Below are 22,851 nucleotides of genomic sequence, written 5' to 3'. Positions count from 1 at the left end.
ATGCGCGCGCTGATCCTGGCCCTGTCGCTGCTGATCGCCCTGCCGGCCCTGGCCGTGCAGCCCGACGAGGTGCTCACCGATCCCGCGCTGGAGGCCCGCGCCCGCGAGATCTCCAAGGTGCTGCGCTGCCCGGTCTGCCAGGGCGAGACCATCGACGAATCGAATGCCCCGATCAGCCGCGACCTGCGGCTCTACCTGCGCGAGCGGCTGGTCGCCGGCGACAGCGACGATGCGGCGGTCGCGGCGGTGGTGGACCGTTTCGGCGAATATGTCCTGTTCCAGCCGCCGGCGCGGGGCGTGAACTGGCTGCTCTATCTCGCCGGGCCGGTGATGGCGGCCTTCGCGCTGCTCCTGGGCTGGCGCTTCATCCGCTCGCGCCGCCCGGCCGAGGAGCGCGCCGAGACGCTCAGCGCCGAGGAAAAGGCCCGGCTCGACCAGATCATGCGCGACTGACGCGAGGTCCGGGCTTTTCGCCGCTGCCCGTCTTGGGCAGGATGGCGGGCAAAAGCAGGGGGGACCGCATGAGCTTTCAGACCATCGCCGTGACGCATCAGGACGGCATTGCCCGGCTGGCCCTGAACCGGCCCGAGGTGATGAACGCACTGAACCGCGTGATGCGGGCCGAGATCGTGGCGGCGCTGACCGACCTGCCGCAGGGCACCCGCTGCGTGGTGCTGACCGGGACGGGGCGGGCTTTCTGCTCGGGCCAGGACCTGACCGACGCCACCGGCGGCTTCGACGTGGAAACCATCCTGCGCCAGGAATACGAGCCGATGCTCGCCGCGATCCGCGAGGCGCCGGTGCCGGTGATCGCGGCGGTGAACGGCACCGCGGCCGGGGCGGGGGCGAACCTGGCGCTGGCTGCCGATGTGGTCATTGCCTGCGAAAGCGCCAGCTTCGTGCAGGCCTTCAGCCGCATCGGGCTGATCCCCGACGCCGGCGGCACCTATATCGTGCCGCGCGCCGTGGGCCAGGCGCGGGCGATGGGCATGATGCTGTTCGCCGACCGCATCCCGGCCGCGACGGCCGCCGACTGGGGCCTGATCTGGGAAGCCGTGCCGGACGCCGAATTCGACGCGGTCATCGCCGCCCGGGCCCGCACGCTGGCCGAGGGGCCGACCGCCGCCTTCATGGCGATCCGTGCCGCGCTGCGCGCCTCGGCGGGCAACGACATGGCGGCGCAGCTTGGCGTCGAGGCGCGGTTGCAGGGCAAGATGGCCCGCACCGCCGATTTCGCCGAGGGCGTCTCGGCCTTCCTGGAAAAGCGCGCGCCGCGGTTTCGCGGCCGCTAGCCGATCCGCATGAAGCGCGGGTTGGCGTCGCGGTTGTCGAAGAACGGCACCGACTCGGGCGCGCGCAGCGGCCCGCCGCCGGCCCGGGCGATGATGCCCGCAAGCTCGGCCAGCACCACCTCGGTGATGAAGGGCAGGTCCAGCGCCCGCGCCTCGGCCAGGGGCACCCAATGCAGATGCGACAATTCGTCGCAGGCGCCGGCGAAGTCGTGGCGGTCGCCATGCAGGTGCTCGGCATCCAGCAGCAGGAAGCGGGCATCGAATCGCCGCGGCCGGCCCGGCGGCGTGATGGCGCGGAACAGATAGATCAGCGCCGAGGCATCGGGGGCAAGCCCGGCGCCGGCGTAATGGTCCCAGCCCTCGGGCGCGGCGCCGGGCTGGCCGGTCAAGAGCCCGGTCTCCTCGGCCAGCTCGCGCAGGGCGGCGGCAGCCAGGGCATGCGGATCGCTGGCGACACCCGGGCGCGGCTCGGCGGCCAGCCGCGCGGCGGTCTCGGGCCCAGGGCCCGCGCCCAGTCGGGCCGCGGCATCGGCGGCATCGACCGCGCCGCCCGGAAAGACATATTTCGATGGCATGAACACCGCCGCGGCGCCGCGCTGGCCCATCAGCACCGAGGGGCCGGCGCTCGCGTGGCGGTCCAGCACCACCACCGTCGCCGCATCGCGGATCGGGGTTTCGGCAGGGGTCTCGGCACTCACGGCGCGCTGGCCTCCAGATGCGTTGCGCCTTCGCCGAAGCCATGCATGCGCCGCGCCCATTGGAAGCCGACGAAGCCGCCCTTGATGCGCGGCAGCAAGAGCAGCGACAGGATCACCGCGCCCAGGCCGAAGCCGATCAGCATCGCCATGGCCGAGGGCCGATACATCATGTAGATCGCGAGCAACAGCGGCGCGCCCAGATGCGAGACCAGCAGGATGGTCAGATAGGCCGGGCCGTCGTCGGCGCGCTGGTGGTGCAGCGCCTCGCCGCAATGGGCGCAAGCGCCGTTCACCTTGAGATAGCCGCTGAAGAGCTTGCCCTGGCCGCAGGCGGGACAGCGCCCCAGCGCGGCGCGCAGCATCGCCTGCTTGATCGGACGGTCCGCGGTTTCGGCGGCGGCATGGGGCATGGGCGCGCTCCTTTTGTGCTTGGCCTTCTATCTAGGGCATGGGCGGGCCGATGAAAAGTCCGCCTTGCCGCGCGGCGAAACGTCGCAGGGCGCAAGCGGGGGCTCAGGCGGCGATCATCTGCGGCGCGATGACGATGCGGTTGCGCCCCGAGGATTTCGCGGCAAGCAGCGCCCGGTCGGCGCTGGCAAGCAGGCTCTCGGGGTCGGGGGCGGCCTGCTGCGGCGCGCGGGCCTCGCCGATCGCCACGCCGACCGAGACGGTCACGCCCAGTTCGGCGCTGTCGCAACCCGCCGGCAGGCGCACCGGCGCCGCCATCACCGCCTGGCGCAGATCCTCGGCCACGCGGCGGGCGGTGCGCACCGGGCAATCGGGCAGCACGGCCAGGAACTCCTCGCCGCCGATGCGGGCCAGCACCGCATCCTCGGGCAGGACCGAGGCCAGGCGCGAGGCGACCTCGGCCAGCACCGCGTCGCCGGCGGGATGGCCGTGGATGTCGTTCACCCGCTTGAAGCGGTCCAGGTCCAGCAGCATCACGGCCAGGTCGCGCTGGCGCTCCTGCGCCTCGAAGGCCAGCTCCGACAGCCGGGGCAGGGCGAAGCGGCGGTTGTGCAGCCCGGTCAAGGGGTCGGTCATGGCGAAATGCATGTTGCGCCGCGTTTCGTTGCGGCGCCGGTCGGCCTCGTGCTTGCGGGCCAACTGGGTTTGCAGCCGCACCGCCGCCTCGGGGGCGAAATGCGGCGCGGCCAGGTCCCAGGGCAGCACGTCGCCCGCGCCCAGGTCCAGCGCCACCGGCATCATCTCGGCCCGTTCGGGGCGCAGCGCGACGACGAAGCCCGCGTCGCGCGAATGCGGGCGCGAGCGCAGTTCCGACAAGAGCCGCAGCCCGTCGCCGGATTGGCGGATGTCGGCGGCGATCAGGTAAAGCTCGGCCACCTTGCCGGCGGCGGCCTCGGCCAAGGCCCGCTCGGGCTCGCTGACCGAGATGGCGAAATCCACCCGCGCCTGCAGGGCATGGCGCCAGCCCAGCGCCGTGGCGGGCTGGTCGGCGACGAAGACCGCGCGCGGCCGCGGGTCGTGCAGGAAGGCGGCCGCCGGCTCGGCCATGCCATGCGCGGGTTCGAATCCCGCCGCGCCGAACCCGGCCGCCTCGTGCCGCATCAGCCCGCGGATGCGGGCAAGCAGCGTCAACTCGTCGCCGTCCGGGTCGATCAGAGCCGAGGCACCGGCCCGCAGCGCCGCGACCCGATCCTCGCCCCGCGCCAACACCAGCACCGGCATGTCGCCGCCCTGCGGCAGCGCCCGCAGCGCCGCGCAAAGCATCGGGCCGCCGATGTCGGGCAGGCCGGTGCCGATCAGCACGATCTGCGGATGGATCAGCCGCGCCATGCGCAGCGCCTCTTGCCCCGAGGCGGCGGTCGCCACCTCGTAGCAGGCCGAGCTCAGCCGCACCTTCATGGTGATGCGGTTGGTCGGCGCGCCGTCGACGACAAGAATCCTTCCGGCCATGCTTTCGCCCGCTTTACACCTGCTGCGCTGCCGAGCATCTTGCGCGGAAATGGTTAACAAATCCTTTCCAGCCGGTGCGAAAACGCCGGAAAGCATCACGAGGACGAGAGCGGCATGACAGCGGGCGAGGCACGCGACATCGCGGACAGGGGCTTTGCGCATCTGGCGGGCGATCCGGAACTGGTGCAGGCGCTGCTGGCGCAATCGGGCTGCGACGCGGCCGGGCTGCGCGCCATGGCGGCGCAGCCGGAATTCCCGGTCTTCGTGCTGGACTTCCTGCTGGAGCAGGACCAGCGCGTGCTGGACTTTGCCCAGGCCGCCGGGCTGCGCCCCGAGCGGGTGCAGATGGCGCGCGCCGTGCTGGGCGGCGGCGATCCGTGGTGAACCGATCCGTCTAGGTGAATCTGCGCATTGCGGCGGCTCTGCGCATCGGCCTGAATGGGCCACCGGCTTGCGGCCGGCCGAATTCAGGAGGTTGATCCGATGAAACGCATTTCCGTCCCCACGCTCGCGCTGGCGCTTTTCGCCGGGGCTGCCGTTGCGCAGACCGCGCCCAGCCCGGACATGGCGGTGGCTGCGGCCAAGAACCAGCTGGGCGTGCTGGAATATTGCCAGACCGAAGGCCATATCGACGGCACCGCCATCGAGACCCAGACCAAGATCATGGCGATGTTCCCGGCCGCCCAGGACGAAGCGGCGGTCGAGGCCAGCTATGAAAAGGGCAAGACCGGCACCGTCAGCGCCATGGGCGTCGAGCAATCGCTGGCCGATGCCGCCAAGGCCCAGGGCGCCGACGAGGCCGCGCTGTGCAAGCAGATCGCCCAGGCGGTCGAGCAGGCAGCGGCGCAACTGCCGAAATAAGCCTTCGATGATGGGAAAGCGCCCCCGGACGCGATCCGGGGGCGCTTTCTCGTGCCGGCGTCGCGCTGGTCAGGCGACCTCGGCAAAGACCTTGTCGAGCGCCTGTTCCAGCTTCGACAGCATCTCGTCCATCTGGCCCTCGGTCAGGATGAAGGGCGGGCACAGCACCACCGACTGCCCCAGCGGTCGGCAGATCAGGCCCAGGTCGGTGCAGGTGTTGGCGATGCGCTCGCTGACCGACAGGTTGGCCTCGAAGGGGGTTTTCGTGGCTTTGTCGCGCACCGCCTCCAGCGCCCACATGAAGCCTACGCCGCGATATTCGCCGATGTTCGGCTTTTCGGCCAGACGCTTCAGCCCCGCCTCGAGGCGCGGGGCCAGGCGGTTCACGTTCTCGGCCAGACCTTCGTTCATCACCACGTCGATGGCTTTCAGCGCGATGGCGCAGCCGACCGGATGGCCCGAGGCGGTGAAGCCATGCGGGAATTCCTCGATCGCCTCGACCGCCGCCTGCACGCGGCCGGCCAGGTCCGGCCCGAGGATCACCGCGCCCATCGGAAAGAACCCCGCCGTGAGGTTCTTCGACGAAATGATCGCGTCGGGGGTAAAGCCATAGGTCTGGCAGCCCCAGGTGTTGCCGGTGCGCCCGAAGCCGCAGATCACCTCGTCCGAGATCAGCGGGATGCCGTATTTCTTCAGGATCGGCTGCACCGCCTGGAAATAGCCCTTGGAGGGCGGAATGACCCCGCCCGCGCCCATCACCGGCTCGGCGAAGAAGCCGGCGATGGTGTCGGCGCCCTCGCGCTGGATGGTTTCTTCAAGCTCGCGCGCCAGCCGGGCGGTGAACTGCTCCTCGGTCTCGCCCTGCGCGCCGAAGCGCCAGTAATGCGGACAGGTCAGGTGGATGAAGCCCGGCAGCGGCAGGCCGAAGACCTCGTTATAGGGCTTGCCGGTCATGCTGGCCGAGACCGCCGTAACGCCGTGATAGGCATTCCAGCGCGTCAGGATCTTGCGCTTCTGCGGATTGCCCTCGGCGGCGTGCAGGAACCACAGGAGCTTGACCATGGTGTCGTTCGCCTCGGAGCCCGAGTTGGTGTAGAACACCTTGCCGCTGACGAAGGGCGAGACCTCGACCAGTTTCTCGGACAGCATCACCGTCTGGTCGGACATGCGGCCGAAGAAGGCATGATAGCCCGGAAAACGCTCGTATTGCGCCTTGGCCGCGTCGATCAGCCCGCGGTGGTCGAAGCCCGCGACCATGTTCCACAGGCCCGAATTGGCATCCAGATAGCGCCGGCCGTGGACATCGACGACATAAGGCCCCTCGCCATGCGTCAGCACCACCGTGCCGCGCTGGTGGATGCTCGGCATGTCGGTGAAGCCATAAAGCGAGAATTCCTCGGCCCTGGCCTCCCAGCTTTGCGGTTGGTTCATCGCGGCCTCCTCAAGCGTGCGTCGGACCCGAGGCTAGCCGGGCCGCGGCAGCGGTTCAATGGGGCGCGACCTTGGTCCGGCTTGCCGCAGCGGCCGCCCCGGCGCAGGATGGCGGCGGGGGGAAAGGCTCATGCGGAAACTGCTCTTGGCGCTGGCGCTGCTGCCCGGGATGGCGCAGGCCGAGGCGCTGCTGATCGCGCCGGTGAAACTGCTCGATACCTCGCACGAGGCGCGCGACCAAGCGGCCGACCATGCCCGGCGCCAGGCGCTGCTGGCCGAGGTGCTGGCGGCCGAGATGTCGGCCAGCCTGCTGCCCGCCGCGGCCGTGGCCGAGGCCTGCCCGCAGGAGACCGCCGACTGCCTGGTCACGCTGATGCGCGAACGCGGCGCGGATCGCGGGCTGTTCATCGTGGTGCAAAAGGCCAGCACGCTGATCCTGCAGGTCTTTGCCAGCCTGGTGGACCTCGAGGCCGGCAAGCTCATCACCCACGAGGAACTGAACTTCCGCGGCGACAACGACGAATCCTGGCGCCGCGCCGGCGTCTTCCTGGCCCGTCAGCTGCGCGACTGAGGCGCGATCAGCCCGATCTCGCGCAGCGCCGCCTCGATGGGCGTCATGCCGCCGCCGCGCGTCTCGGCCACGAGCGCGTCGAAACGGCGGCGCAGCGCGGCCTTTTCCTCGCCGCGGCAGTCGTTCCAGGGCCGGCCCTGCAGCGACATATGCAAGACGTAATACCAGATGAAATGCGGCCGCGTGCCGGCGCGCAGCATGGCGGCATAGGCGTCATGCGCCCCCATGGCGCGCAGCGTCTCGGCATCCGCGACGCCGGCCTCGCGCAGCGCCTGCGCCGTGGCCGGGCCGATATTCGGGATGCTGGTCAGGTCCGTCATCTTGCGCCCGCACTTTCCAAGTCCCGCATCTTGCTGTATCAGCGCCGCATCCTCAAGGACAGCGCGGCATGACGGACCAAGCCAATACCCCGGCGGTGAAGAAACTTTTCATCAAGACCTATGGCTGCCAGATGAACGTCTATGACAGCCAGCGCATGGCCGAGGCCATGGGCGCCGAGGGCTATGTCCTGACCGAGAACCAGGCCGAGGCGGACATGGTGCTGCTGAACACCTGCCACATCCGCGAAAAGGCTGCCGAGAAGCTGTATTCCGACCTCGGCCGGCTGAAGCCCTTGAAGGCCGAGCGGCCCGACCTGAAGATCGGCGTCGCCGGCTGCGTGGCCCAGGCCGAGGGGGCCGAGATCCAGCGCCGCATGCCCATCGTCGATCTGGTCGTCGGCCCGCAGGCCTATCACCGCCTGCCGGCCATGGCGCGCGCGGGCAGGGGCGTCGATACCGAATTCCCGGCCGAGGACAAGTTCGAGCACCTGCCGAAACCCGCCGCCACAAGGCGCGCCCCCGCCGCCTTCCTGACCGTGCAGGAGGGCTGCGACAAGTTCTGCGCCTTCTGCGTGGTGCCCTATACCCGCGGCGCCGAGGTCTCGCGCCCCGTCAGCCGCATCCTGGCCGAGGCCCGCGACCTGGTCGCGCGCGGCGTGCGCGAGATCACGCTTCTGGGCCAGAACGTCAACGGCTGGCACGGTCAGGGCGACAGCGGCGAATGGGGCTTCGGCCGGCTGATCCGGGCCCTGGCGGAAATCGACGGGCTCGACCGCATCCGCTACACCACCAGCCATCCGAACGACATGGCCGACGACCTGATCGAGGCGCATCGCGACGAGCCGAAGCTGATGCCCTATCTGCACCTGCCGGTGCAGTCGGGCAGCGACCGCATCCTCAAGGCGATGAATCGCAAGCATACGGTCGCGGAATACCTGCGGCTGATCGACCGCATCCGCGACGCGCGGCCCGACATCATGCTGACCTCGGATTTCATCGTCGGCTTCCCGGGCGAGACCGACCAGGACCACCGGGACACGCTGGACCTGGTGGCGCGGGTGAATTTCGGCACCGCCTTCAGCTTCAAATATTCGCCGCGCCCCGGCACGCCGGCCTATGAGCGGCCCGAGGTGGACAGCGACCTGGCCGACGCCCGGTTGCAGGAATTGCAGGCGCTGCTGAGCCGCCAGCAGAAGGCCGCGCAGCAGGGCATGGTCGGACGCGAGCTTTCCGTGCTGTTCGAGAAACCCGGTCGCCTGCCGGGCCAGATGGTCGGCAAGTCGGATTACCTGCACGCGGTCTTCGTCGAGGCGCCCCAGGCGCAGGTCGGCGACCTGCTGCGCGTGCGCATCACCGCCAGCGCGCCGAATTCGCTGGCGGGCGAGTTGGTCGCCTGATCGCGGCCTATTTGCCGTTCAGCGCGCCCAGTTCCGGGAACTTGTTCCAGGGCACGTCGCTGCGGTTGCAGATCGGATGGTCCAGCTCTCCGCCGATGGGCTTGCCGTCGCGCAGCGGGATGCCAATGCTGTGCACGCCGGTATAGATGCCCTTGACGTTCTTGCTGTCGGCGCGGACGCAGACGCCTTGCACGCCATTGCCGAAATCCGCGACATTCGAGATCTCGGCATAGCGGATCGAGGCCGGGTCATAGGCCACCCGCACCGCGCCCTCTACCAGCAGCGCCCGAAGTTCCGGGCTGGGCGGGGTCGAGCGGGCGATGATCTCGCCATAGCGGTCGCCCTCCTGGCCTGCGCAACCCGCCAGCAACAGCAGGCTTGCCGCAAGGGTCATGCCGGTCTTTTTCATCTGCCCATCCTCGCTCGGTGATCTTCGCTGCCGAGGCTAACGGTCTTTCGCCGCGAAGGAAAGCCCGTGGCGAGCGTCTCGAAAGTTTCTGGGATTCTACGGCATTGCATTGAAAAAAATTACATAAACTGTGAGGTTCAAGCATGGCCGCCAGGTGGCACCCACTATTCGCCGTTCACCCCGCATCCTCGGCCGGGAAACCGGCGAAACTCCTGCGCATGGGGTGTGGAACAATACCTGCCGGCGCAATGTTCGGAATGAGCCAACCATCTCAAGGCCATGCCGAGGTTGATATGCGACCGATCCGCGTGTTCACTTCACATGCCGAGCCGGCACGAACCGAAAGGGAAATGAAATGCTGAAGCCTGTCTCGCTGTCGCTCATCGCCTTCGCCGCCGGTTTCGGCACCGCCCATGCCGAGGTCGTCGTGTCGTCAAAGATCGATACCGAGGGCGGGGTGCTGGGACAGATCATCCTTCAGGTGCTGGACCATGCGGGCATCCCGACGCGCGACCGCATCCAGCTGGGCGGCACGCCGATCGTCCGCGAGGCGATCCTTGCGGACGAGATCGACATCTATCCCGAATATACCGGCAACGCCGCCTTCTTTTTCAACCGCGCCGACGAGCCGATCTGGCAGGATGCCAGCGCGGGTTACGAGACCGCCAAGCAACTGGACCAGGAGGCCAATGGCATCGTCTGGCTGACGCCCGCACCCGCCAACAACACCTGGGGCGTCGCCCTGCGCTCGGATCTGGCCGAAAAGGCGGGTGTGGGCACGTTCTCGGAGTTCGGGAAATGGGTGGCGGGGGGCGGTCAGGTCAAGCTGGTCGCCTCGGCCGAGTTCGTCAATTCGGCGCCGGCGCTGCCCGCCTTTCAGCAGGCCTATGGCTTTGCGCTGACGCCGGACCAGCTGATCGTGCTGTCGGGCGGAGACACGGCCGCCACGATCCAGGCGGCGGCCAACGGCACCAGCGGGGCGAATGCGGCCATGGTCTATGGCACCGACGGCGCGCCTGCCTTTTCCGGCCTGACGGTGCTGCAGGACGACAAGAACGTGCAGCCGGTCTATCAGCCCGCCCCCGTTGTCCGGGCCGAGGTGCTGGCCGAATATCCGCAGATCGCCGAACTGCTGGAACCGGCTTTCGCGGGGCTGGACCTTGAAACCCTGCAAGGGCTGAACGGGCAGGTTCAGGTCGAGGGCCTGCCCGCCGCCGAGGTCGCCCGCACCTATCTGACCAAGGCTGGGCTGCTGGACTGAGGATGCCGGTGCCGCGCATCGACCGGCTGTCGGCCGTCATGGCCCTGCCGCTCCTGGCGTCCCCGGCGCTGATGGCATTCGGCTTTCGCCCCAACCGGATCGCGCCCCCACAGCCCCGGACCTGGGCCGAGGCGTTCGGCTGGCCCATGACCGGTGCGCTGCTTGCCGGGGTCGTTCTGCTGGCGGTCGCGCTGCTGTTGCTGCGACGCCCCGGAATGCGGCTGTTGCTGCTTGCCGGCGCATCGACCGCGCTGGCGGTTCTGCTGGGCCACGGGGCGGCGCTGCTGCAGGAGCAGGCGGCGCCCGCGGCGCGGGTCTCGCCCGGTGCGGGGTTCTGGCTGGCCGCCGGGACGCTTTTACTGCTGCTGGTGGACGCCTTCGCGCGGATGCGGCCCGGCCCGGCGGCACGGGCGGCGCTGCTGACCTGCGCCGTGGCGGGGGTCGCGGTGCTGCTTGGTTCGGGCACGCTGGGCGGTCTTTCGGTCGCCGCCGAGTTCCGGGTGCGCGCGGATGCCTTTCACCGGGCGACCGCGGACCACCTGGTCCTGGCCTTCGGCTCGTTCCTAGCGGCGCTGGGGGTCGGCCTGCCGACGGGGCTTGCCATCCAGCGCCATCCGGGCTGGCGCGGCCCGGTGCTGAACCTGCTGACGCTGATCCAGACCATCCCCTCGATCGCGCTGTTCGGGATGCTGATCGTGCCGCTGGCCTGGGTCGCGGCCCATGTTCCGGGGGCGGCGGATGCGGGGATCAAGGGGATCGGCATGGCCCCGGCGCTGATCGCGCTGTTTCTCTATTCGCTGCTGCCCATCGTCGCCAATACCGTCGCCGGCATCGATGCCGTGCCGCGCGAGGTCGCCGAGGCGGCGCGCGGCATGGGCATGACCGGGGCGCGGCGGCTGTGGTGGATCGATCTGCCGCTGACCCTGCCGGTCATTCTGGCCGCCGCGCGCATCGTCCTGGTGCAGAATATCGGGCTGGCCACCGTGGGGGCGCTGATCGGTTCGGGCGGCTACGGCAGTTTCATCTTCCAGGGCATCGGCCAGACGGCCACCGACCTGATCCTTCTGGGCGTGATCCCGACGGTGGCGCTGGCCTTCCTGACATCCTCGGTCATGGACCTGCTGATCGCATTTTCCGGGGGGCAGCCGCAATGATCGAGCTCCAGGCCCTGACCAAGACCTATGACGGCAGGCCCGTGGTCGACAAGGTCACCGCCCGCTTCGCGAAGGGCACGCTCACCGCCATCGTCGGCAGTTCCGGCTCGGGCAAGACGACGCTCTTGCGGATGATCAACCGGCTGGTCGAGCCCACGTCGGGACGGGTGCTGATCGACGGCCAGGATGCCGGCCGGATCCCCGAAACTTCCCTGCGTCAGGGCATCGGCTATGTCATCCAGGGCTATGGGCTGTTTCCGCATTGGACGGCGGCGCGCAATATCGGTGTCGTCCCGACCCTTCTGGGTTGGCCCAAGGCCCGGATCGCGGCCCGAGTCACCGAGCTGTTGCAGATGCTGCAACTCGACCCGGCCGAGATCGCAAACCGCTATCCGCACCAGCTTTCGGGCGGGCAGGCGCAGCGGATCGGCGTCGCGCGGGCGCTCGCCGCGCGTCCCGATGTGCTGCTGATGGACGAGCCCTTCGGCGCGCTGGACCCGCTGATCCGGCGCCAGGCGCAGCGCGATCTGGCCCGGATCCGCCGCCAGCTGGGCACGACGATCGTCCTGGTCACCCATGACATGAATGAGGCGCTGTATCTGGGCGATGCCATCGCCGTGATGCGGGACGGACGGTTCGAGCAGTTCGACACCCCCGACCGGATCATCCGCGCGCCTGCCACGCCCTTCGTGGCCGATCTGGTGGGCGAGACGGGCCGCGCCCTGCGCCTGCTGGCGCTGCACCCGGTCGGCTCGCTGTCGTGTGCGGGCGAGGCCCTGGGCGCGCCGGTCGATGTGGCCGCTTCGCTGTCGGACGCGCTGGCCGAAATGATCTGGACCGGGCGCGACCGGTTGCCGGTGACCGATGCGCAGGGGCGCCGGCTTGGTATCGTCACGCGCGACGACATCCTGGCACGGGGCCGGGAATGACGGCGCTGCGCTGGATCATCCTGATCGGCGTGGCGGGCGGGCTGATCCTGTTTCCCGCGCTGTTCGAGCCGCTGCTGCGCCCCTTCGCCCCCGCGGGCGGACCGGTGATCTACGACCGCGCATCGCTGGCCAGCCTGACCGTCTCGCATCTGGCGCTGGTGGCGCTGGCGATGGTCCCCTCGACCCTGATCGCGCTGGCGCTGGCCATCCTCGTCACCCGCCCCGCCGGGGCCGAGTTCCTGCCCATGGCGCGGGTGCTGGCGAATATCGGCCAGACCTTCCCGCCGGTCGCCGTGCTGGCGCTGTCCGTGCCCTTGCTGGGCTTCGGCGCCCGGCCCACGGTGCTGGCCCTGTTCCTCTATGGCCTGCTGCCGATCTTCGAGAACGCGCTGGCGGGGCTGCGGGCGGTGCCCGGCTCGGTCCTGCTTTCGGGCAAGGCGGTGGGCATGACGCCGCGCCGGATGCTGGCGCAGGTCGAGATGCCCCTTGCCATGCCGCTGATCCTCGAAGGGATCCGGATCTCGATCGTCATCGCGCTGTCCACGGCGACCATCGGCTCGACCGTCGCGGCGCGCAGCCTGGGTGAGGTGATCATCGCCGGGCTGACCTCGAACAATCCGGCCTATGTCATCCAGGGCGGGGTGCTGACGGGCTGCATCGCCGTGCTGCTTTACGATGGCTTCGGGCTGCTCATCGAGATCGCGAAACGCCGCATCGGCAGAGAGACCCGGCAGGCGACTTGAAGGGCTTCGTCGTTCTTCGCTGCGCCCCTCCGAAAAAGTGAAGAGGCCGGCGTCGCCCCTCGTTTACCGGCCAGATCAGCAATGGCGCGGACCTTGCAGGTGTCGGCGCGAGGGACAGGCGCCCGGATGGCCAAGGGCGCGCGCCTGCGGCGGCCGGGCCGGGATCTCCCGTGCCCGGCCATGCCCTTATTCCTGCTCCAACAGGTCGGTGATCCGGCGCACGGCGACGCGGCGGTTCGCGCGGTCCTCGCCCTCGCCCGGGACCAGAAGGAACTGCTCGCCATAGCCCTGCACGACCATGTTCTCGGGCGGGACGTCGTAATATTCGGTCAGCGCCAGCGCCACCGATTCGGCCCGCCGGTCCGACAGGGCGAGATTGGCCGCAGGCGAGCCGACCGCGTCGGTATAGCCCTCGATCATGTAGACCTCGTTCGGATTCTCGTCGATGGACTGCCGGATCACGCTGCCCAGCGTGGCGAGCTGCTCGGCCTGCTCGGGGGCCAGGGCGGCCGAGCCGCTGTCGAAGGTCACGTCCGCCACGTTGACCGGGGCCACCAGCGAGCGGACCTCGGGAATGTCGCGAATCTGGCCCAGGGTAAAGCGGCGATCGACCGCGCTTTCCTGAAGCAGCGCCTGGCGCAGCGCCGATTCGTCCAGCGGGCGGCTGACATATTCCACCGGCGCCGGCGCGGGCAGGGTCGAGATCTGTACCGGCCGCACCACGCTGTCGCCGATCAGCCGGGTCTCGCGCCCGTCGGGGCCGATCAGGGTGCGGCGCAGGATGTTCATGTCGGCGTCGCGGATCGTCACCACGCGGCTGCCGTCGGCGCGCAGCACCGTGGTGCGGGACGAGCCGTCGGCGAAATTCTCGGTGCTGACATCCGAGCCGGGGCGATACAGCAGCGCGTTGTCGTCGCGCACGATCTGCTGGCTGCCGTCGGGCAGGGTCAGCACCGCGCGGTCGCCGCTGTTGAAGGCAACCTGGCGGTTGTTCGACAGCATCTTGCCGACCGCGAAACCCGCCACGCCCGCCAGCAGCAGCTTGGCGATGTCGCTGCCGTGGTCGTCGTCATCGTCGTCCCGCGAGTCGTAATAGCGGCGGTCGAGGTCACGCTCCCGGCGGTCGAGGCGCTGCTCCTCGCGGCGCAGCTCGCGTTCGCGGCGTTCCAGGATCCGGCGCGTCTCCTCGGGCGAGAGGCGGCGGCTGCCGTCGCGGATCGAGGTGCGGAACTCCTGATCCGGGCGGCGGAAGTCGTCGCGGCCGATCTTGCGCCTGATCACGGTTTCGTCGTCGTCGCGCCTGCGGTCGCTGTCCTGGCGGTCATCGCCGCGCCTTGCCATTGCGGCAAGAGCGGCGGCGGCCGGCGCGTGGTCCTGCGCGGCGGCGCGGCGGGCCAGCTCGTTGGCGCGGAAGCCGCGTTCGGGCGCGGGCAGGCGCGCGGCGCCGTTCCCCTGCTGCAGCCGTTCGCGAAGCTCTTGCGGAGAGCGGGGTGCGGTCAGGTCCTGTCCATTCCTGACTCCGTTCGCCGCGTTGCGCGGCGGCTGGCCGTCCGGGCGACGGGCCTGCGGCTGCGGCGCCTTGCGGTCGCGTTCCCTCATCCTCTCGCGCAGGGTGTCGGCATCCATCGGCGCCGGCCGGGGCTGCCCGCCCTCGGCGCGCGAAGGCTGCTTCTTGTCCGCGCCATTGCCGTTGCCGGCGTTGCGGATCGGCGGAGATCCGGGGACCGGCCTGTCGTTCTGCTGCGGCTTGGCGAGCTGTTGCGGCTTTCGGTCCTGTTGCTGCCTTGCGGCCTGCTGCGCGGGCGGCTTGGGCGCGGCCTTGGGCTCTTGCGTCCGGCTGGTCCCGGCCGGGGTGTCGCGCCGGGGCTGCGGGGCGGGTTTCGCGGACTGCTGCCGCTCCTTGCCGGGAACGGGCTTTTGCACCGCCTTCGGGCCGGGATCCTGCCGCTTGGCGTCCTGCGCCCGGGCGTTTTCCCGCGCAGGTTTGGGCTGCTGCGCCTCTGCCCGAGGCTTTTGCTGCTGCTGCGGCTTCTGCCGCTGGGCCTGAGCCTTGGGTTGCTGTGCGGCAGGCTTTTCCGGCTGCTTCCGGGCGGCCGGCTTTTGCTGCTGCTGTGGGCCAGCGCAAGATCGGGGGCGATCAGCGAGAGGCAGGTCAGGATGGCGGTTGTCGTCTTGAAGATGCGACGCATGTCGGTCTCTTTCGGGTTGGCGCGAATACTGGGCTGCAAGCTAACATTTCTTGCCGGGCGCAGTTCCCGAACAAGCCTGTGATCACAACGTGAACGGCGGATTTCAGCCGCCATGACGCGATGGAGCGCCTGCGAAGGACGGGGCCCGCCGCCTTGGTTCGTCGAAGGGCGATGCGATCCAGATGCTGGCCGGCAATCCGGGACTTGCGGTCAAGGCTTCGACGCCGCAGATGTGGACGATGCCATGGGGTCTGGTCCACCGCTCCCTTCGCTTTCGTCATCTACTACGCCGGGCTGCAGACCGTCCCGCAGGATACGCTGGAAGCGCGATGATCGACGGGGCCGGCAGGTGAGAGCGCATCCGCTATGTCGTGATCCCGCATCTGCTGCCGCTGACCACCTTCATGGCGCTGATCAAGATCATGGACAATCTCCGGGTCTCGAACCGATCGTCAGCTTCAGCGCCTCGGGCCATGCACAGCCGCCGAGCTATTTCATCTATTCCGACCTCGGCGGCGAGACGCGGCGATTGTCATCGGCCGCGGCCATCTCGGTCCTGACCATCCCGGGCGTCGTCGTGCCCGTTGTCGCCCGTGCTCATCGGTACCTTTGGAAAGGGCGCAGGATGACCACCCGCACAGCCGACCGTCGCCCGCCACGCTTCCGGCTTTCTGCGGCTGATCGTCGCCGTCTTTCCATTCCTCTGGACCTATGGGGCAGCTTCAAGGTCGAGGGGGACTTCTTGAGGCGGTTATTCAGCGTGCGCTTGAAGCGCGGGCCGGACTCTGATGATTGGCTTCGGCTAGCCGATCTTGCGGCAGATTCGTTCCAGCGTCTGCACCACGTCCTCGCCGCGATACTGGAAGCGCACATCGTTCGCCTGGCAATAGCGGAATGCGTATCGACAATGGTCAGGATCCGCAGCTTCTTGCCCCAGAGCCGACTGGTCGTGGACAAAGTCCATTGCCCAGACCTCGTTCGGCCCGACGGCATCAGCGCGATCATCGCACAGCTTCGCCTTCACACGCCGTTTTGGCGCCTTGTTCGCAACTGCAGGCCTAAAGCTCTGTAAACATTGTAGACCATCTTGATGCTGACCTCCCACCTTCCCGGGCGAGGACGACGTAACGCGACGGCAGCCATAGCACACACGCGCTTCGCAGATCTCCCTGATCCGCCGTTTCAGCTCTGCCGGATCGGTCCGGCTGGCGCATGCCACGCTTGGGGCGGCGGGCTGGGCGGTGAAGCGACAAGCCAGCTTTTCACAGTTTTGTAAGCGTTCGGCCGGTCGCGGCAGGCGCTTCTAGCCGTTTCCTTGACATGCAACACATGCAAAGGTTGTCGGAGATGTAAAATTATTCAATAAAATCAACAGAAAGTGGCGGAGCGCGCGGGCTTGAAGTCCAACCTTCTCCACCTCCACGCGAATGCCGCAGCCGTCGCCAAAAGATCATAGTGTATTGAAAATAGGGTAAAAATTGTCCAGGCTGGTTTGCTCCCAACCGATGCGGAGGCCGCGCGCGAAAAGCGACGAAGAAGTTTTGCTTCGGCTTTCCGCGTGACACGTGCTTGAAACCGTTGTTAACCTCTAGGTGGAACTTCAGTTTCGATTCAAGCTTTTTTGATGTTGAGGCGGCGAATGTCCAAGGTTAAACAGTTCGACGAGCTGCGTCCGTTCTTCCTAGCTTTCGCAGTAGGTGGATTACGACGGCTTGCCGAAACTGCTTACAACGAAGCCGCACCCAAGAGCAGGGCAGCGATCGTGGGAGACAGCTCCAAATCAGACTATCTCCACTCTGAGGTTCTCGATGCGCAAGGCGACAAGGCCCTGCCGTTCAGCCATGATCACCTGCCGAGGATTGAGCACCTCCCCGAAAATCGGACAGTGACGTAAGCTCTGATCTTCCGTCTGCTGGTCTCCAAGAACGAGGAGAACAGACGATGTCGAAACGCAGGAACCATGACGCGGGCTTCAAGGCTCGCGTGGCGCTGGAAGCCGTGAAGGGCGAGCGCACCGTGTCGGAGCTGGCCGCGGAATACGGCGTGCATCCGACGATGATCCACCAGTGGAAGAAGGCGCTGCTCGAGGGGGCATCGGACATCTTCGAACGCGGCAGGAAGAAGAAGGCCGAGGTCGACGAGGAGACGGTGCGATCGCTGCACGCCAAGATCGGAGAGCTGGCCGTCGCCAACGATTTTTTGTCACGAAAGCTCAAGCCCTGGACCGGCAGGTGAGGCGCGGGATGATCGAACGCTCTCACCCCACGCTGTCGGTCGGGGCGCAATGCCGTCTGCTGTCGATCTCGCGGTCGTCGTTCTACTACGCACCGCAGGGCGAGACCGAGATGAACCTGGCGCTCATGCGGCTGATCGACCGTCAGTTCCTGGAAACCCCCTTCTACGGCGTCCAGCAGATGACCTGGCACCTGCAGAACGAAGGGCACCCAGTGAACATGAAGCGCATCCGGCGGCTGATGCGGCTCATGCGTCTGATGCCGATCTACCAGAAGCCCAACACCAGCAAGCCTGCGAAGGGGCACAAGACCTACCCCTATCTGCTGGGTGGCCTGCGGGTCGATCGGCACAACCATGCCTGGTGTGCCGACATCACCTATCTGCCGATGCGACGAGGCTTCCTCTACCTGGTCGCCATCATGGACTGGTTCACCCGCAAGGTGCTGGCCTGGCGCATCTCGAACACGCTCGAAGCCGACTTCTGCGTCGAGGCGCTGAACGAGGCGGTCCACCGCTTCGGCCCGCCCGAGATCATGAACACCGATCAGGGCTCGCAGTTCACGTCCTTCGCCTGGACCGACCGGCTGAAACGGATCGGCACCCGGATCTCGATGGACGGCAAGGGCCGGTGTCTCGACAACATCTTCATCGAGCGCCTTTGGCGGTCCCTGAAGTATGAGTGCGTCTATCTGCACGCCTGGGAGACCGGCTCGCAGGCGAAGGCGGGCGTTGGCCGATGGATCACCTTCTACAACCACCAGCGGCCCCACGCCGCCCATGGCGGACAGCCGCCCGCCGTGGTCTACTTCAACCAGATCGAAACCGATCAGCAGGGGCAGAGAGTAGCTTAAATCATCCCGGAAACTGTCCAAGAGATGGGGAGTAGCTCAACGCGCAGATGTTCAACAACGGCAACAACTGACCGGGAGGCTCGCCATGGACGGCAAGATGCTGGCCCGGCTCGGGGCCGTGGTGTTCATCGCCATCGCCGTCACGGCGACCGCAATCGACATGGCGCGGAAGGATGAACCTTCCGCGCCGCCCCCGGCCTCGGCCTTCCAGCCCCCGGCCGATCCCCTGCGTGAAACCCTGCGCCGTTGCCAGCAGCTCGGCGAGGGGGCGGCGAGTGACGCCGGCTGCCTCGCCGCTTGGGCGCAATCCCGCGACCGATTCCTCGGCCGCCCGTCATCCCCCGCCGCGCCGCAGACCAGCGAAGGGCGTTGACCATGGGAAACACCGGCGTCATCGACAATTTCCTCGGCGTATTCACCAGCTACATCGACAGCGGTTTCGGCCTGCTCGGCGGCGAGGTGGCGTTTATTGTCACCACGTTGGTCGTCATCGACGTGACGCTCGCCGCGCTGTTTTGGGCATGGGGCGCGGATGACGACATTATCGCGCGGCTGGTCAAAAAGACCCTGTTCGTGGGCGTGTTCGCCTACATCATTTCCAACTGGAACAACCTCGCGCGCATCGTCTTCGAGAGCTTCGCCGGCCTCGGCCTCATGGCATCCGGCACCAGCTTTTCGGTTGCCGATCTGATGCGGCCGGGCCGCGTCGCGCAGACCGGCCTCGACGCTGGCCGCCCGCTGCTCGACTCCATTTCCGACCTGATGGGCTGGATCGCGTTCTTTGAGAACTTCATCCAGATCGCGTGCCTGCTGTTCGCATGGGCGCTTGTGGTGCTGGCCTTCTTCATCCTCGCCATCCAGCTTTTCGTGACCCTGATCGAGTTCAAATTGGTCACGCTCGCCGGCTTCGTCCTCATCCCGTTCGGACTTTGGGGCAAGAGCGCGTTCATGGCCGAGAAGGTCTTGGGCAACGTGGTGTCGTCCGGCATCAAGGTTCTGGTGCTTGCCGTCATCATCGGCATCGGCAGCACCTTGTTTTCGCAGTTCACGGCCGGTTTCGGCGGGGCAACCCCGACCATCGACGATGCCATGGCAATTGTGCTCGCCGCGCTGTCGCTTCTCGGCCTCGGCATCTTCGGCCCCGGTATCGCCAACGGCATCGTCTCGGGCGGCCCGCAGCTCGGCGCGGGCGCAGCCGTGGGAACCGGCCTCGCTGCTGGCGGCATGGTGCTTGCGGGCGGCGCGGCAGCCGGTGGCGGGGCCATGCTTGCCGCGAAGGGCGGCGCTGCTGCCCTGTCCGGTGGAGCCGCGGCCGTTCGCGGAGGCGCAACGGCCGCGGGCGCGGCGACCGCTGCCTATAGCGTCGGCTCGCTCGGTCAAAGCGGGGCGGCTGGCGTTGCCTCCGGCCTCGGCGGCGTCGCCCGAGCCGCAGGGTCGGCCGCTATCTCGCCGCTCAAGCGCGCCGCCTCCAGCGCAGCATCGCAAGCAGGCGAAAGCGTCAAGTCCAGCTTCGCCGATGGCGTGCGCGCCGGTTTCGGTGCGTCGGGCGGCACGTCCTCCATGGGCACGGTTGGCGGTGCGAGCGCCGCCCCGGCAGCCGCGCCGCCGACTTCTCCCGATGGTCCTCCGGCTTGGGCGCAGCGGATGCGGCGCTCGCAGGCTATGAACCACGGCACGACCATGGCCGCCCATGCGGTGCGCTCCGGCGACAGCCACGGCTCCGGTTCCTCCGTCAACCTTTCCGAAAGTGACCGCTCATGAGCATCTTCAAACGATCAGCAACCCATTACGGCAAATCGCCGGAACCCGAGACGCCCTATCAGAAGGCCGCGCAGGCATGGGACGAGCGTATCGGCTCGGCCCGCGTGCAGGCTAGGAACTGGCGGCTCATGGCCTTCGGCTCCCTGATCCTTTCAGCCAGCTTCGCCTCGCCGCTGGTCTGGCAATCCGCACGCGGGACCGTGGTGCCGTGGGTGGTGCAAGTCGATAATCTTGGTCAGGCGCAGACCGTCGCGCCTGCCAACGCTGACTATCGGCCGACCGATCCGCAGATTGCTTTCCATCTCGGCCGCTTCATCGAGCAGGTGCGCGCGATCCCGGCCGACGCGATCATTGTCCGCCAGAACTGGCTTCGCGCCTATGAATGGACCACGGATCGCGGCGCGGCGGCATTGAACGACTACGCCCGCGCCAACGACCCGTTCAGCAAGGTCGGCCGCCAGCAGGTCGCCGTCGAGGTTTCCAGCGTCATCCGGGCATCGCCGGACAGCTTCCGCGTCGCATGGACCGAACGCCATTTCGAGAACGGCCAGCTTTCCACCACGGAACGATGGACGGCCATCCTTACCATCGTCATCCAGCCGCCGCGCGACGCCGAACGCCTGCGCGCCAATCCGCTTGGAATCTACGTCAATGCAATTTCGTGGTCGCGGGAGATGAGCCAATGAGGACGATCACCCGCACCCCTACAATCGCGGCCGTCCTGCTTTCGGCCACCATGCTCGCAGGCTGTGCCACCAACCGGACGCCGCAATTCAGCTACGACGCCAGCGTGCCGCCGCTGCCGACCGTGCAGGCGGCGGCAACCGACAACACGCCCCGGCCGCTGCATGTGCCCCCCGCAGGGACCGTGGCGCGCGGCGGCACGGCTGCCGGCACGCCGACCGGCCGCGTCGAGAACGCCAATGCTGCCGCCCGCGTCGAGCCGCGCCGCGAAGGCTACTACAACGCCATTCAGGTTTTCCCTTGGAGCGAAGGTGCACTCTATCAGGTCTATGCCGCAGTCGGGCAGATCACGACGATCGCGCTGGAGCCGGGCGAGAGCCTGACAGGCGCGGGGCCAATTGCGGCGGGCGACACCGCCCGCTGGATCATCGGCGACACCGAGAGCGGCAGCGGTGCAAATCGCCGTGTCCATATCCTTGTGAAGCCGACACGGCCGGACATTTCCACCAACCTTGTCGTCACCACCGACCGGCGCACCTACATGATCGAGCTGCGCGCACGGGAATCGCTCTACATGCCGGCCGTGGCATGGGCCTATCCCGCGCCACCTGCCGGCCAGCGCCGGACGGTCCCGGCAGCCCCGGTCATTCCGGCCGAGGCGACGCGGAATTATCGCTATGGGTTGCAGGTGCAGGGCGACAGCCCGCCGTGGCGGCCGGTTTCCGTCTTTGACGATGGCAGGCGCGTTTATATCGTCTTCCCGGCCGGGATCGTGCAGGGCGAGATGCCGCCGATCTTCGTGCTCGGCGCGAACGGCGAACCGCAGATCGTCAATTCCCGCATCCACCAGAACGTCCTGATCGTGGACCGCCTGTTCGGCGCGGCCGAGCTGCGCCTTGGCAGCGGCAATCGCCAACAGGTCGTCAGGATCGTCCGCACCAACCCGACGCAGGCCGCAGCAGAGCCAGCCAGCGCGACCACGGGAGGATCGTCCTCATGAGCGATACAGATACCGCAGCCCCCATGCGCCTTCGCGCTGAATCGCCCCGTGTCACCCGTCTGTCCCGCAAGATGCTGGCAGGCGTCGGCGCGGTGGCGCTTCTCAGCATCGGTGGCGCGCTGATTTACGCGCTCCAGACCCGCGATGCAGGACCGGGAGGTGACGAACTCTATTCGACCAACAACCGGCAAACTGCCGATGGGCTGGCGGGCCTGCCGAGCGACTATAGCGGGCCGGTGCTCGGCCCCGCGCTGCCCGGAGATTTGGGCCGACCCATTCTCGACGCGCAGAACCGGGGACAGCCGGTCGCGCCCCCTGTCATGACGACGCCCGCCGTCGATCCCGAGGAAGAACGCCGCCGCGCCGAGGAAGAAGCCGCGCGCTTGAGCAATGTGTTTTTCCAGTCCAGCCCGCGCATGGGGACACCGGCAGGAACCACCATGCCCGGCCTTGCCGATCTTGGCCTTGGTGGACAGCCCGCGACGCAGGACCGGCACGCGGCTTTCCTCAATGGTCCCGTGGACCGGCAGACCGTCGCCCCGGATCGTGTCGCGCCGCCGGCATCCCTGTCACGCACCATGAAGACGATGGAGAGCTACGGCCTTGTCCGCTTGGAGAAGGAAGGCCGCAAGGTCGCGCCCAAGGTTGTCCATGACCGTGTTGAACTGGCGCTGCCGTTGCTCGACCGCCGCATGGCGCAAGGAGGCCGGTGATGAACATTCATTCCCCGCACGTCGCCCTGCGCGCCGCGCTCTATCTGCGCGTCTCGACGGCACGGCAGGCAGAGCATGACGTGTCGATCCCCGACCAGAAGCGGCAGGGCGAAGCCTATTGCGAGTCTCGCGGCTATCAGCTTGTGGAAACCTTCGTCGAGCCGGGCGCATCGGCGACCAACGACCGCCGCCCCGAGTTCCAGCGCATGATCGAAGCCGGCACGTCCAAGCCGCCAGCGTTCGACGTGGTGGTGGTGCATAGCTTCTCGCGGTTTTTCCGCGATGAATTTGAAATGGAATACTACTACCGGAAGCTGGCGAAGAATGGCGTCAAGCTCGTTTCCATGACGCAGGAACTTGGCGACGATCCGATCCACCAGATGATGCGGCGGATCATGTCGCTGTTCGACGAATACCAGTCCAAGGAGAACGCCA

General features: G+C 67.9%; 23 protein-coding genes and 3 pseudogenes. 18 read left to right on the top strand and 8 right to left on the bottom strand.

From position 1 onward, the window contains the following. The gene (locus tag PARN5_RS0118490) at positions 1–453 is read left to right on the top strand and encodes a cytochrome c-type biogenesis protein (RefSeq protein WP_018001257.1); all 453 of its coding nucleotides are present in this window, start codon (positions 1–3) and stop codon (positions 451–453) included. Positions 454–521: 68 nt separating this feature from the next. After that, positions 522–1,292 carry an enoyl-CoA hydratase-related protein gene (locus tag PARN5_RS0118485; RefSeq protein WP_018001256.1) on the top strand — a complete coding sequence of 257 codons (771 nt, stop codon included), beginning with the start codon at positions 522–524 and terminating at the stop codon, positions 1,290–1,292. On the opposite strand, the gene PARN5_RS0118480 is transcribed toward PARN5_RS0118485, so the two are convergent. From PARN5_RS0118480 to PARN5_RS0118470, 3 genes are all read right to left on the bottom strand, one after another. Further along, positions 1,289–1,990 (bottom strand): NUDIX domain-containing protein, encoded by a 702-nt coding sequence (locus PARN5_RS0118480; RefSeq protein ID WP_018001255.1) that lies wholly within the window; start codon positions 1,988–1,990, stop codon positions 1,289–1,291. The genes PARN5_RS0118485 and PARN5_RS0118480 overlap by 4 nt on opposite strands. Next, positions 1,987–2,400 carry a DUF983 domain-containing protein gene (locus tag PARN5_RS0118475; RefSeq protein ID WP_018001254.1) on the bottom strand — a complete coding sequence of 138 codons (414 nt, stop codon included), beginning with the start codon at positions 2,398–2,400 and terminating at the stop codon, positions 1,987–1,989. Before PARN5_RS0118475 ends, PARN5_RS0118480 begins: the two co-directional genes overlap by 4 nt. Positions 2,401–2,503: 103 nt before the next feature. Continuing rightward, complete coding sequence (locus PARN5_RS0118470; RefSeq protein ID WP_018001253.1) at positions 2,504–3,907, bottom strand: diguanylate cyclase; 1,404 nt, start codon at positions 3,905–3,907, stop codon at positions 2,504–2,506. Positions 3,908–4,021: 114 nt separating this feature from the next. Between PARN5_RS0118470 and PARN5_RS0118465 the strand changes: the two genes are divergently transcribed. Then, the gene (locus PARN5_RS0118465) at positions 4,022–4,291 is read left to right on the top strand and encodes a DUF3572 domain-containing protein (RefSeq protein ID WP_018001252.1); all 270 of its coding nucleotides are present in this window, start codon (positions 4,022–4,024) and stop codon (positions 4,289–4,291) included. 99 nt (positions 4,292–4,390) lie between these two features. Beyond that, entirely contained in the window at positions 4,391–4,768 is a 378-nt protein-coding gene (locus PARN5_RS0118460) for a pore-forming ESAT-6 family protein (protein WP_018001251.1), read from the top strand. Positions 4,769–4,837: 69 nt separating this feature from the next. On the opposite strand, the gene PARN5_RS0118455 is transcribed toward PARN5_RS0118460, so the two are convergent. Next, on the bottom strand, positions 4,838–6,199 hold the full coding sequence (locus tag PARN5_RS0118455; protein ID WP_018001250.1) for an aminotransferase: 1,362 nt from the start codon (positions 6,197–6,199) through the stop codon (positions 4,838–4,840). 130 nt (positions 6,200–6,329) lie between these two features. Here PARN5_RS0118455 and PARN5_RS0118450 point away from each other — a divergent pair, with 130 nt between their 5' ends. Then, complete coding sequence (locus tag PARN5_RS0118450) at positions 6,330–6,770, top strand: DUF2380 domain-containing protein (protein ID WP_018001249.1); 441 nt, start codon at positions 6,330–6,332, stop codon at positions 6,768–6,770. Here PARN5_RS0118450 and PARN5_RS0118445 read toward each other — a convergent pair. Then, a complete protein-coding gene (locus tag PARN5_RS0118445; RefSeq protein ID WP_018001248.1) occupies positions 6,755–7,090 on the bottom strand; it encodes a TfoX/Sxy family protein in 336 nt (111 codons plus the stop codon). The two genes, PARN5_RS0118450 and PARN5_RS0118445, sit on opposite strands and share 16 nt — an antisense overlap. Before the next feature lie 68 nt (positions 7,091–7,158). Between PARN5_RS0118445 and miaB the strand changes: the two genes are divergently transcribed. Then, positions 7,159–8,487: a tRNA (N6-isopentenyl adenosine(37)-C2)-methylthiotransferase MiaB gene (gene miaB / locus PARN5_RS0118440; RefSeq protein ID WP_018001247.1), complete on the top strand. Its 1,329-nt coding sequence runs from the start codon at positions 7,159–7,161 to the stop codon at positions 8,485–8,487. Positions 8,488–8,494: 7 nt separating this feature from the next. On the opposite strand, the gene PARN5_RS0118435 is transcribed toward miaB, so the two are convergent. Beyond that, a complete protein-coding gene (locus PARN5_RS0118435; protein WP_018001246.1) occupies positions 8,495–8,896 on the bottom strand; it encodes a hypothetical protein in 402 nt (133 codons plus the stop codon). Positions 8,897–9,251: 355 nt separating this feature from the next. On the opposite strand from PARN5_RS0118435, the gene PARN5_RS0118430 reads away from it, so the two are divergent. The 4 genes from PARN5_RS0118430 to PARN5_RS0118415 are packed head-to-tail and all read left to right on the top strand — an operon-like array spanning position 9,252 to position 12,983. After that, positions 9,252–10,157, top strand: coding sequence for an ABC transporter substrate-binding protein (locus PARN5_RS0118430; protein ID WP_018001245.1), 906 nt, complete (start codon positions 9,252–9,254; stop codon positions 10,155–10,157). Between the two features lie 8 nt (positions 10,158–10,165). After that, complete coding sequence (locus PARN5_RS0118425) at positions 10,166–11,311, top strand: ABC transporter permease (protein ID WP_232419459.1); 1,146 nt, start codon at positions 10,166–10,168, stop codon at positions 11,309–11,311. Further along, positions 11,308–12,240: an ABC transporter ATP-binding protein gene (locus PARN5_RS0118420; protein WP_018001243.1), complete on the top strand. Its 933-nt coding sequence runs from the start codon at positions 11,308–11,310 to the stop codon at positions 12,238–12,240. Before PARN5_RS0118425 ends, PARN5_RS0118420 begins: the two co-directional genes overlap by 4 nt. After that, positions 12,237–12,983 (top strand): ABC transporter permease, encoded by a 747-nt coding sequence (locus PARN5_RS0118415; protein WP_018001242.1) that lies wholly within the window; start codon positions 12,237–12,239, stop codon positions 12,981–12,983. The genes PARN5_RS0118420 and PARN5_RS0118415 overlap by 4 nt, the downstream gene beginning before the upstream one ends. Before the next feature lie 186 nt (positions 12,984–13,169). Here the strand turns inward: PARN5_RS0118415 and PARN5_RS25170 are convergent, their stop codons facing one another. Continuing rightward, positions 13,170–14,906: an OmpA family protein gene (locus PARN5_RS25170; RefSeq protein ID WP_051071044.1), complete on the bottom strand. Its 1,737-nt coding sequence runs from the start codon at positions 14,904–14,906 to the stop codon at positions 13,170–13,172. On the opposite strand from PARN5_RS25170, the gene PARN5_RS25010 reads away from it, so the two are divergent. After that, positions 14,901–15,254 (top strand): hypothetical protein, encoded by a 354-nt coding sequence (locus tag PARN5_RS25010; RefSeq protein WP_018001241.1) that lies wholly within the window; start codon positions 14,901–14,903, stop codon positions 15,252–15,254. The two genes, PARN5_RS25170 and PARN5_RS25010, sit on opposite strands and share 6 nt — an antisense overlap. A gap of 723 nt (positions 15,255–15,977) precedes the next feature. Here the strand turns inward: PARN5_RS25010 and PARN5_RS25005 are convergent. Continuing rightward, positions 15,978–16,376, bottom strand: a pseudogene (locus PARN5_RS25005) (DDE-type integrase/transposase/recombinase); the annotation flags it as partial. A 435-nt stretch (positions 16,377–16,811) separates the two neighbouring features. Here PARN5_RS25005 and PARN5_RS24375 point away from each other — a divergent pair. From PARN5_RS24375 to PARN5_RS22595, 7 genes and pseudogenes are all read left to right on the top strand, one after another. After that, the gene (locus PARN5_RS24375) at positions 16,812–17,066 is read left to right on the top strand and encodes a hypothetical protein (RefSeq protein WP_157404079.1); all 255 of its coding nucleotides are present in this window, start codon (positions 16,812–16,814) and stop codon (positions 17,064–17,066) included. Between the two features lie 47 nt (positions 17,067–17,113). Next, a pseudogene (locus PARN5_RS0118385) lies at positions 17,114–18,258 on the top strand (IS3 family transposase). 85 nt (positions 18,259–18,343) lie between these two features. Then, a complete protein-coding gene (trbK-alt, locus tag PARN5_RS0118380; protein WP_018001238.1) occupies positions 18,344–18,631 on the top strand; it encodes a putative entry exclusion protein TrbK-alt in 288 nt (95 codons plus the stop codon). A 2-nt stretch (positions 18,632–18,633) separates the two neighbouring features. Next, positions 18,634–20,019 (top strand): P-type conjugative transfer protein TrbL, encoded by a 1,386-nt coding sequence (trbL, locus tag PARN5_RS0118375; RefSeq protein WP_018001237.1) that lies wholly within the window; start codon positions 18,634–18,636, stop codon positions 20,017–20,019. Next, the gene (gene trbF, locus PARN5_RS0118370; protein ID WP_018001236.1) at positions 20,016–20,705 is read left to right on the top strand and encodes a conjugal transfer protein TrbF; all 690 of its coding nucleotides are present in this window, start codon (positions 20,016–20,018) and stop codon (positions 20,703–20,705) included. Before trbL ends, trbF begins: the two co-directional genes overlap by 4 nt. Further along, positions 20,702–21,703, top strand: coding sequence for a P-type conjugative transfer protein TrbG (gene trbG, locus PARN5_RS0118365; protein ID WP_018001235.1), 1,002 nt, complete (start codon positions 20,702–20,704; stop codon positions 21,701–21,703). Before trbF ends, trbG begins: the two co-directional genes overlap by 4 nt. Next, positions 21,700–22,269, top strand: a pseudogene (locus PARN5_RS22595) (conjugal transfer protein TraI); the annotation flags it as partial. The gene trbG and the pseudogene PARN5_RS22595, both read left to right, overlap by 4 nt. Between the last annotated feature and the right edge of the window lie 582 nt (positions 22,270–22,851).

It is taken from the genome of Paracoccus sp. N5 (assembly GCF_000371965.1).
Taxonomy (GTDB): domain Bacteria; phylum Pseudomonadota; class Alphaproteobacteria; order Rhodobacterales; family Rhodobacteraceae; genus Paracoccus.
The sequence above is the reverse complement of the archived record's forward strand: the minus strand, read 5'-3'. Positions and strand labels throughout refer to the sequence as shown.

What these genes read in the sequence shown, in the direction of transcription:
- PARN5_RS0118490 (WP_018001257.1), top strand. Translation starts at nt 1, where the DNA reads ATGCGCGCGCTGATCCTGGCCCTGTCGCTGCTGATCGCCCTGCCGGCC.
- PARN5_RS0118485 (WP_018001256.1), top strand. Translation starts at nt 522, where the DNA reads ATGAGCTTTCAGACCATCGCCGTGACGCATCAGGACGGCATTGCCCGG.
- PARN5_RS0118475 (WP_018001254.1), bottom strand. Translation starts at nt 2,400, where the DNA reads ATGCCCCATGCCGCCGCCGAAACCGCGGACCGTCCGATCAAGCAGGCG.
- PARN5_RS0118470 (WP_018001253.1), bottom strand. Translation starts at nt 3,907, where the DNA reads ATGGCCGGAAGGATTCTTGTCGTCGACGGCGCGCCGACCAACCGCATC.
- PARN5_RS0118465 (WP_018001252.1), top strand. Translation starts at nt 4,022, where the DNA reads ATGACAGCGGGCGAGGCACGCGACATCGCGGACAGGGGCTTTGCGCAT.
- PARN5_RS0118460 (WP_018001251.1), top strand. Translation starts at nt 4,391, where the DNA reads ATGAAACGCATTTCCGTCCCCACGCTCGCGCTGGCGCTTTTCGCCGGG.
- PARN5_RS0118455 (WP_018001250.1), bottom strand. Translation starts at nt 6,199, where the DNA reads ATGAACCAACCGCAAAGCTGGGAGGCCAGGGCCGAGGAATTCTCGCTT.
- PARN5_RS0118450 (WP_018001249.1), top strand. Translation starts at nt 6,330, where the DNA reads ATGCGGAAACTGCTCTTGGCGCTGGCGCTGCTGCCCGGGATGGCGCAG.
- PARN5_RS0118445 (WP_018001248.1), bottom strand. Translation starts at nt 7,090, where the DNA reads ATGACGGACCTGACCAGCATCCCGAATATCGGCCCGGCCACGGCGCAG.
- miaB (WP_018001247.1), top strand. Translation starts at nt 7,159, where the DNA reads ATGACGGACCAAGCCAATACCCCGGCGGTGAAGAAACTTTTCATCAAG.
- PARN5_RS0118435 (WP_018001246.1), bottom strand. Translation starts at nt 8,896, where the DNA reads ATGAAAAAGACCGGCATGACCCTTGCGGCAAGCCTGCTGTTGCTGGCG.
- PARN5_RS0118430 (WP_018001245.1), top strand. Translation starts at nt 9,252, where the DNA reads ATGCTGAAGCCTGTCTCGCTGTCGCTCATCGCCTTCGCCGCCGGTTTC.
- PARN5_RS0118420 (WP_018001243.1), top strand. Translation starts at nt 11,308, where the DNA reads ATGATCGAGCTCCAGGCCCTGACCAAGACCTATGACGGCAGGCCCGTG.
- PARN5_RS0118415 (WP_018001242.1), top strand. Translation starts at nt 12,237, where the DNA reads ATGACGGCGCTGCGCTGGATCATCCTGATCGGCGTGGCGGGCGGGCTG.
- PARN5_RS24375 (WP_157404079.1), top strand. Translation starts at nt 16,812, where the DNA reads ATGTCCAAGGTTAAACAGTTCGACGAGCTGCGTCCGTTCTTCCTAGCT.
- trbK-alt (WP_018001238.1), top strand. Translation starts at nt 18,344, where the DNA reads ATGGACGGCAAGATGCTGGCCCGGCTCGGGGCCGTGGTGTTCATCGCC.
- trbL (WP_018001237.1), top strand. Translation starts at nt 18,634, where the DNA reads ATGGGAAACACCGGCGTCATCGACAATTTCCTCGGCGTATTCACCAGC.
- trbF (WP_018001236.1), top strand. Translation starts at nt 20,016, where the DNA reads ATGAGCATCTTCAAACGATCAGCAACCCATTACGGCAAATCGCCGGAA.
- trbG (WP_018001235.1), top strand. Translation starts at nt 20,702, where the DNA reads ATGAGGACGATCACCCGCACCCCTACAATCGCGGCCGTCCTGCTTTCG.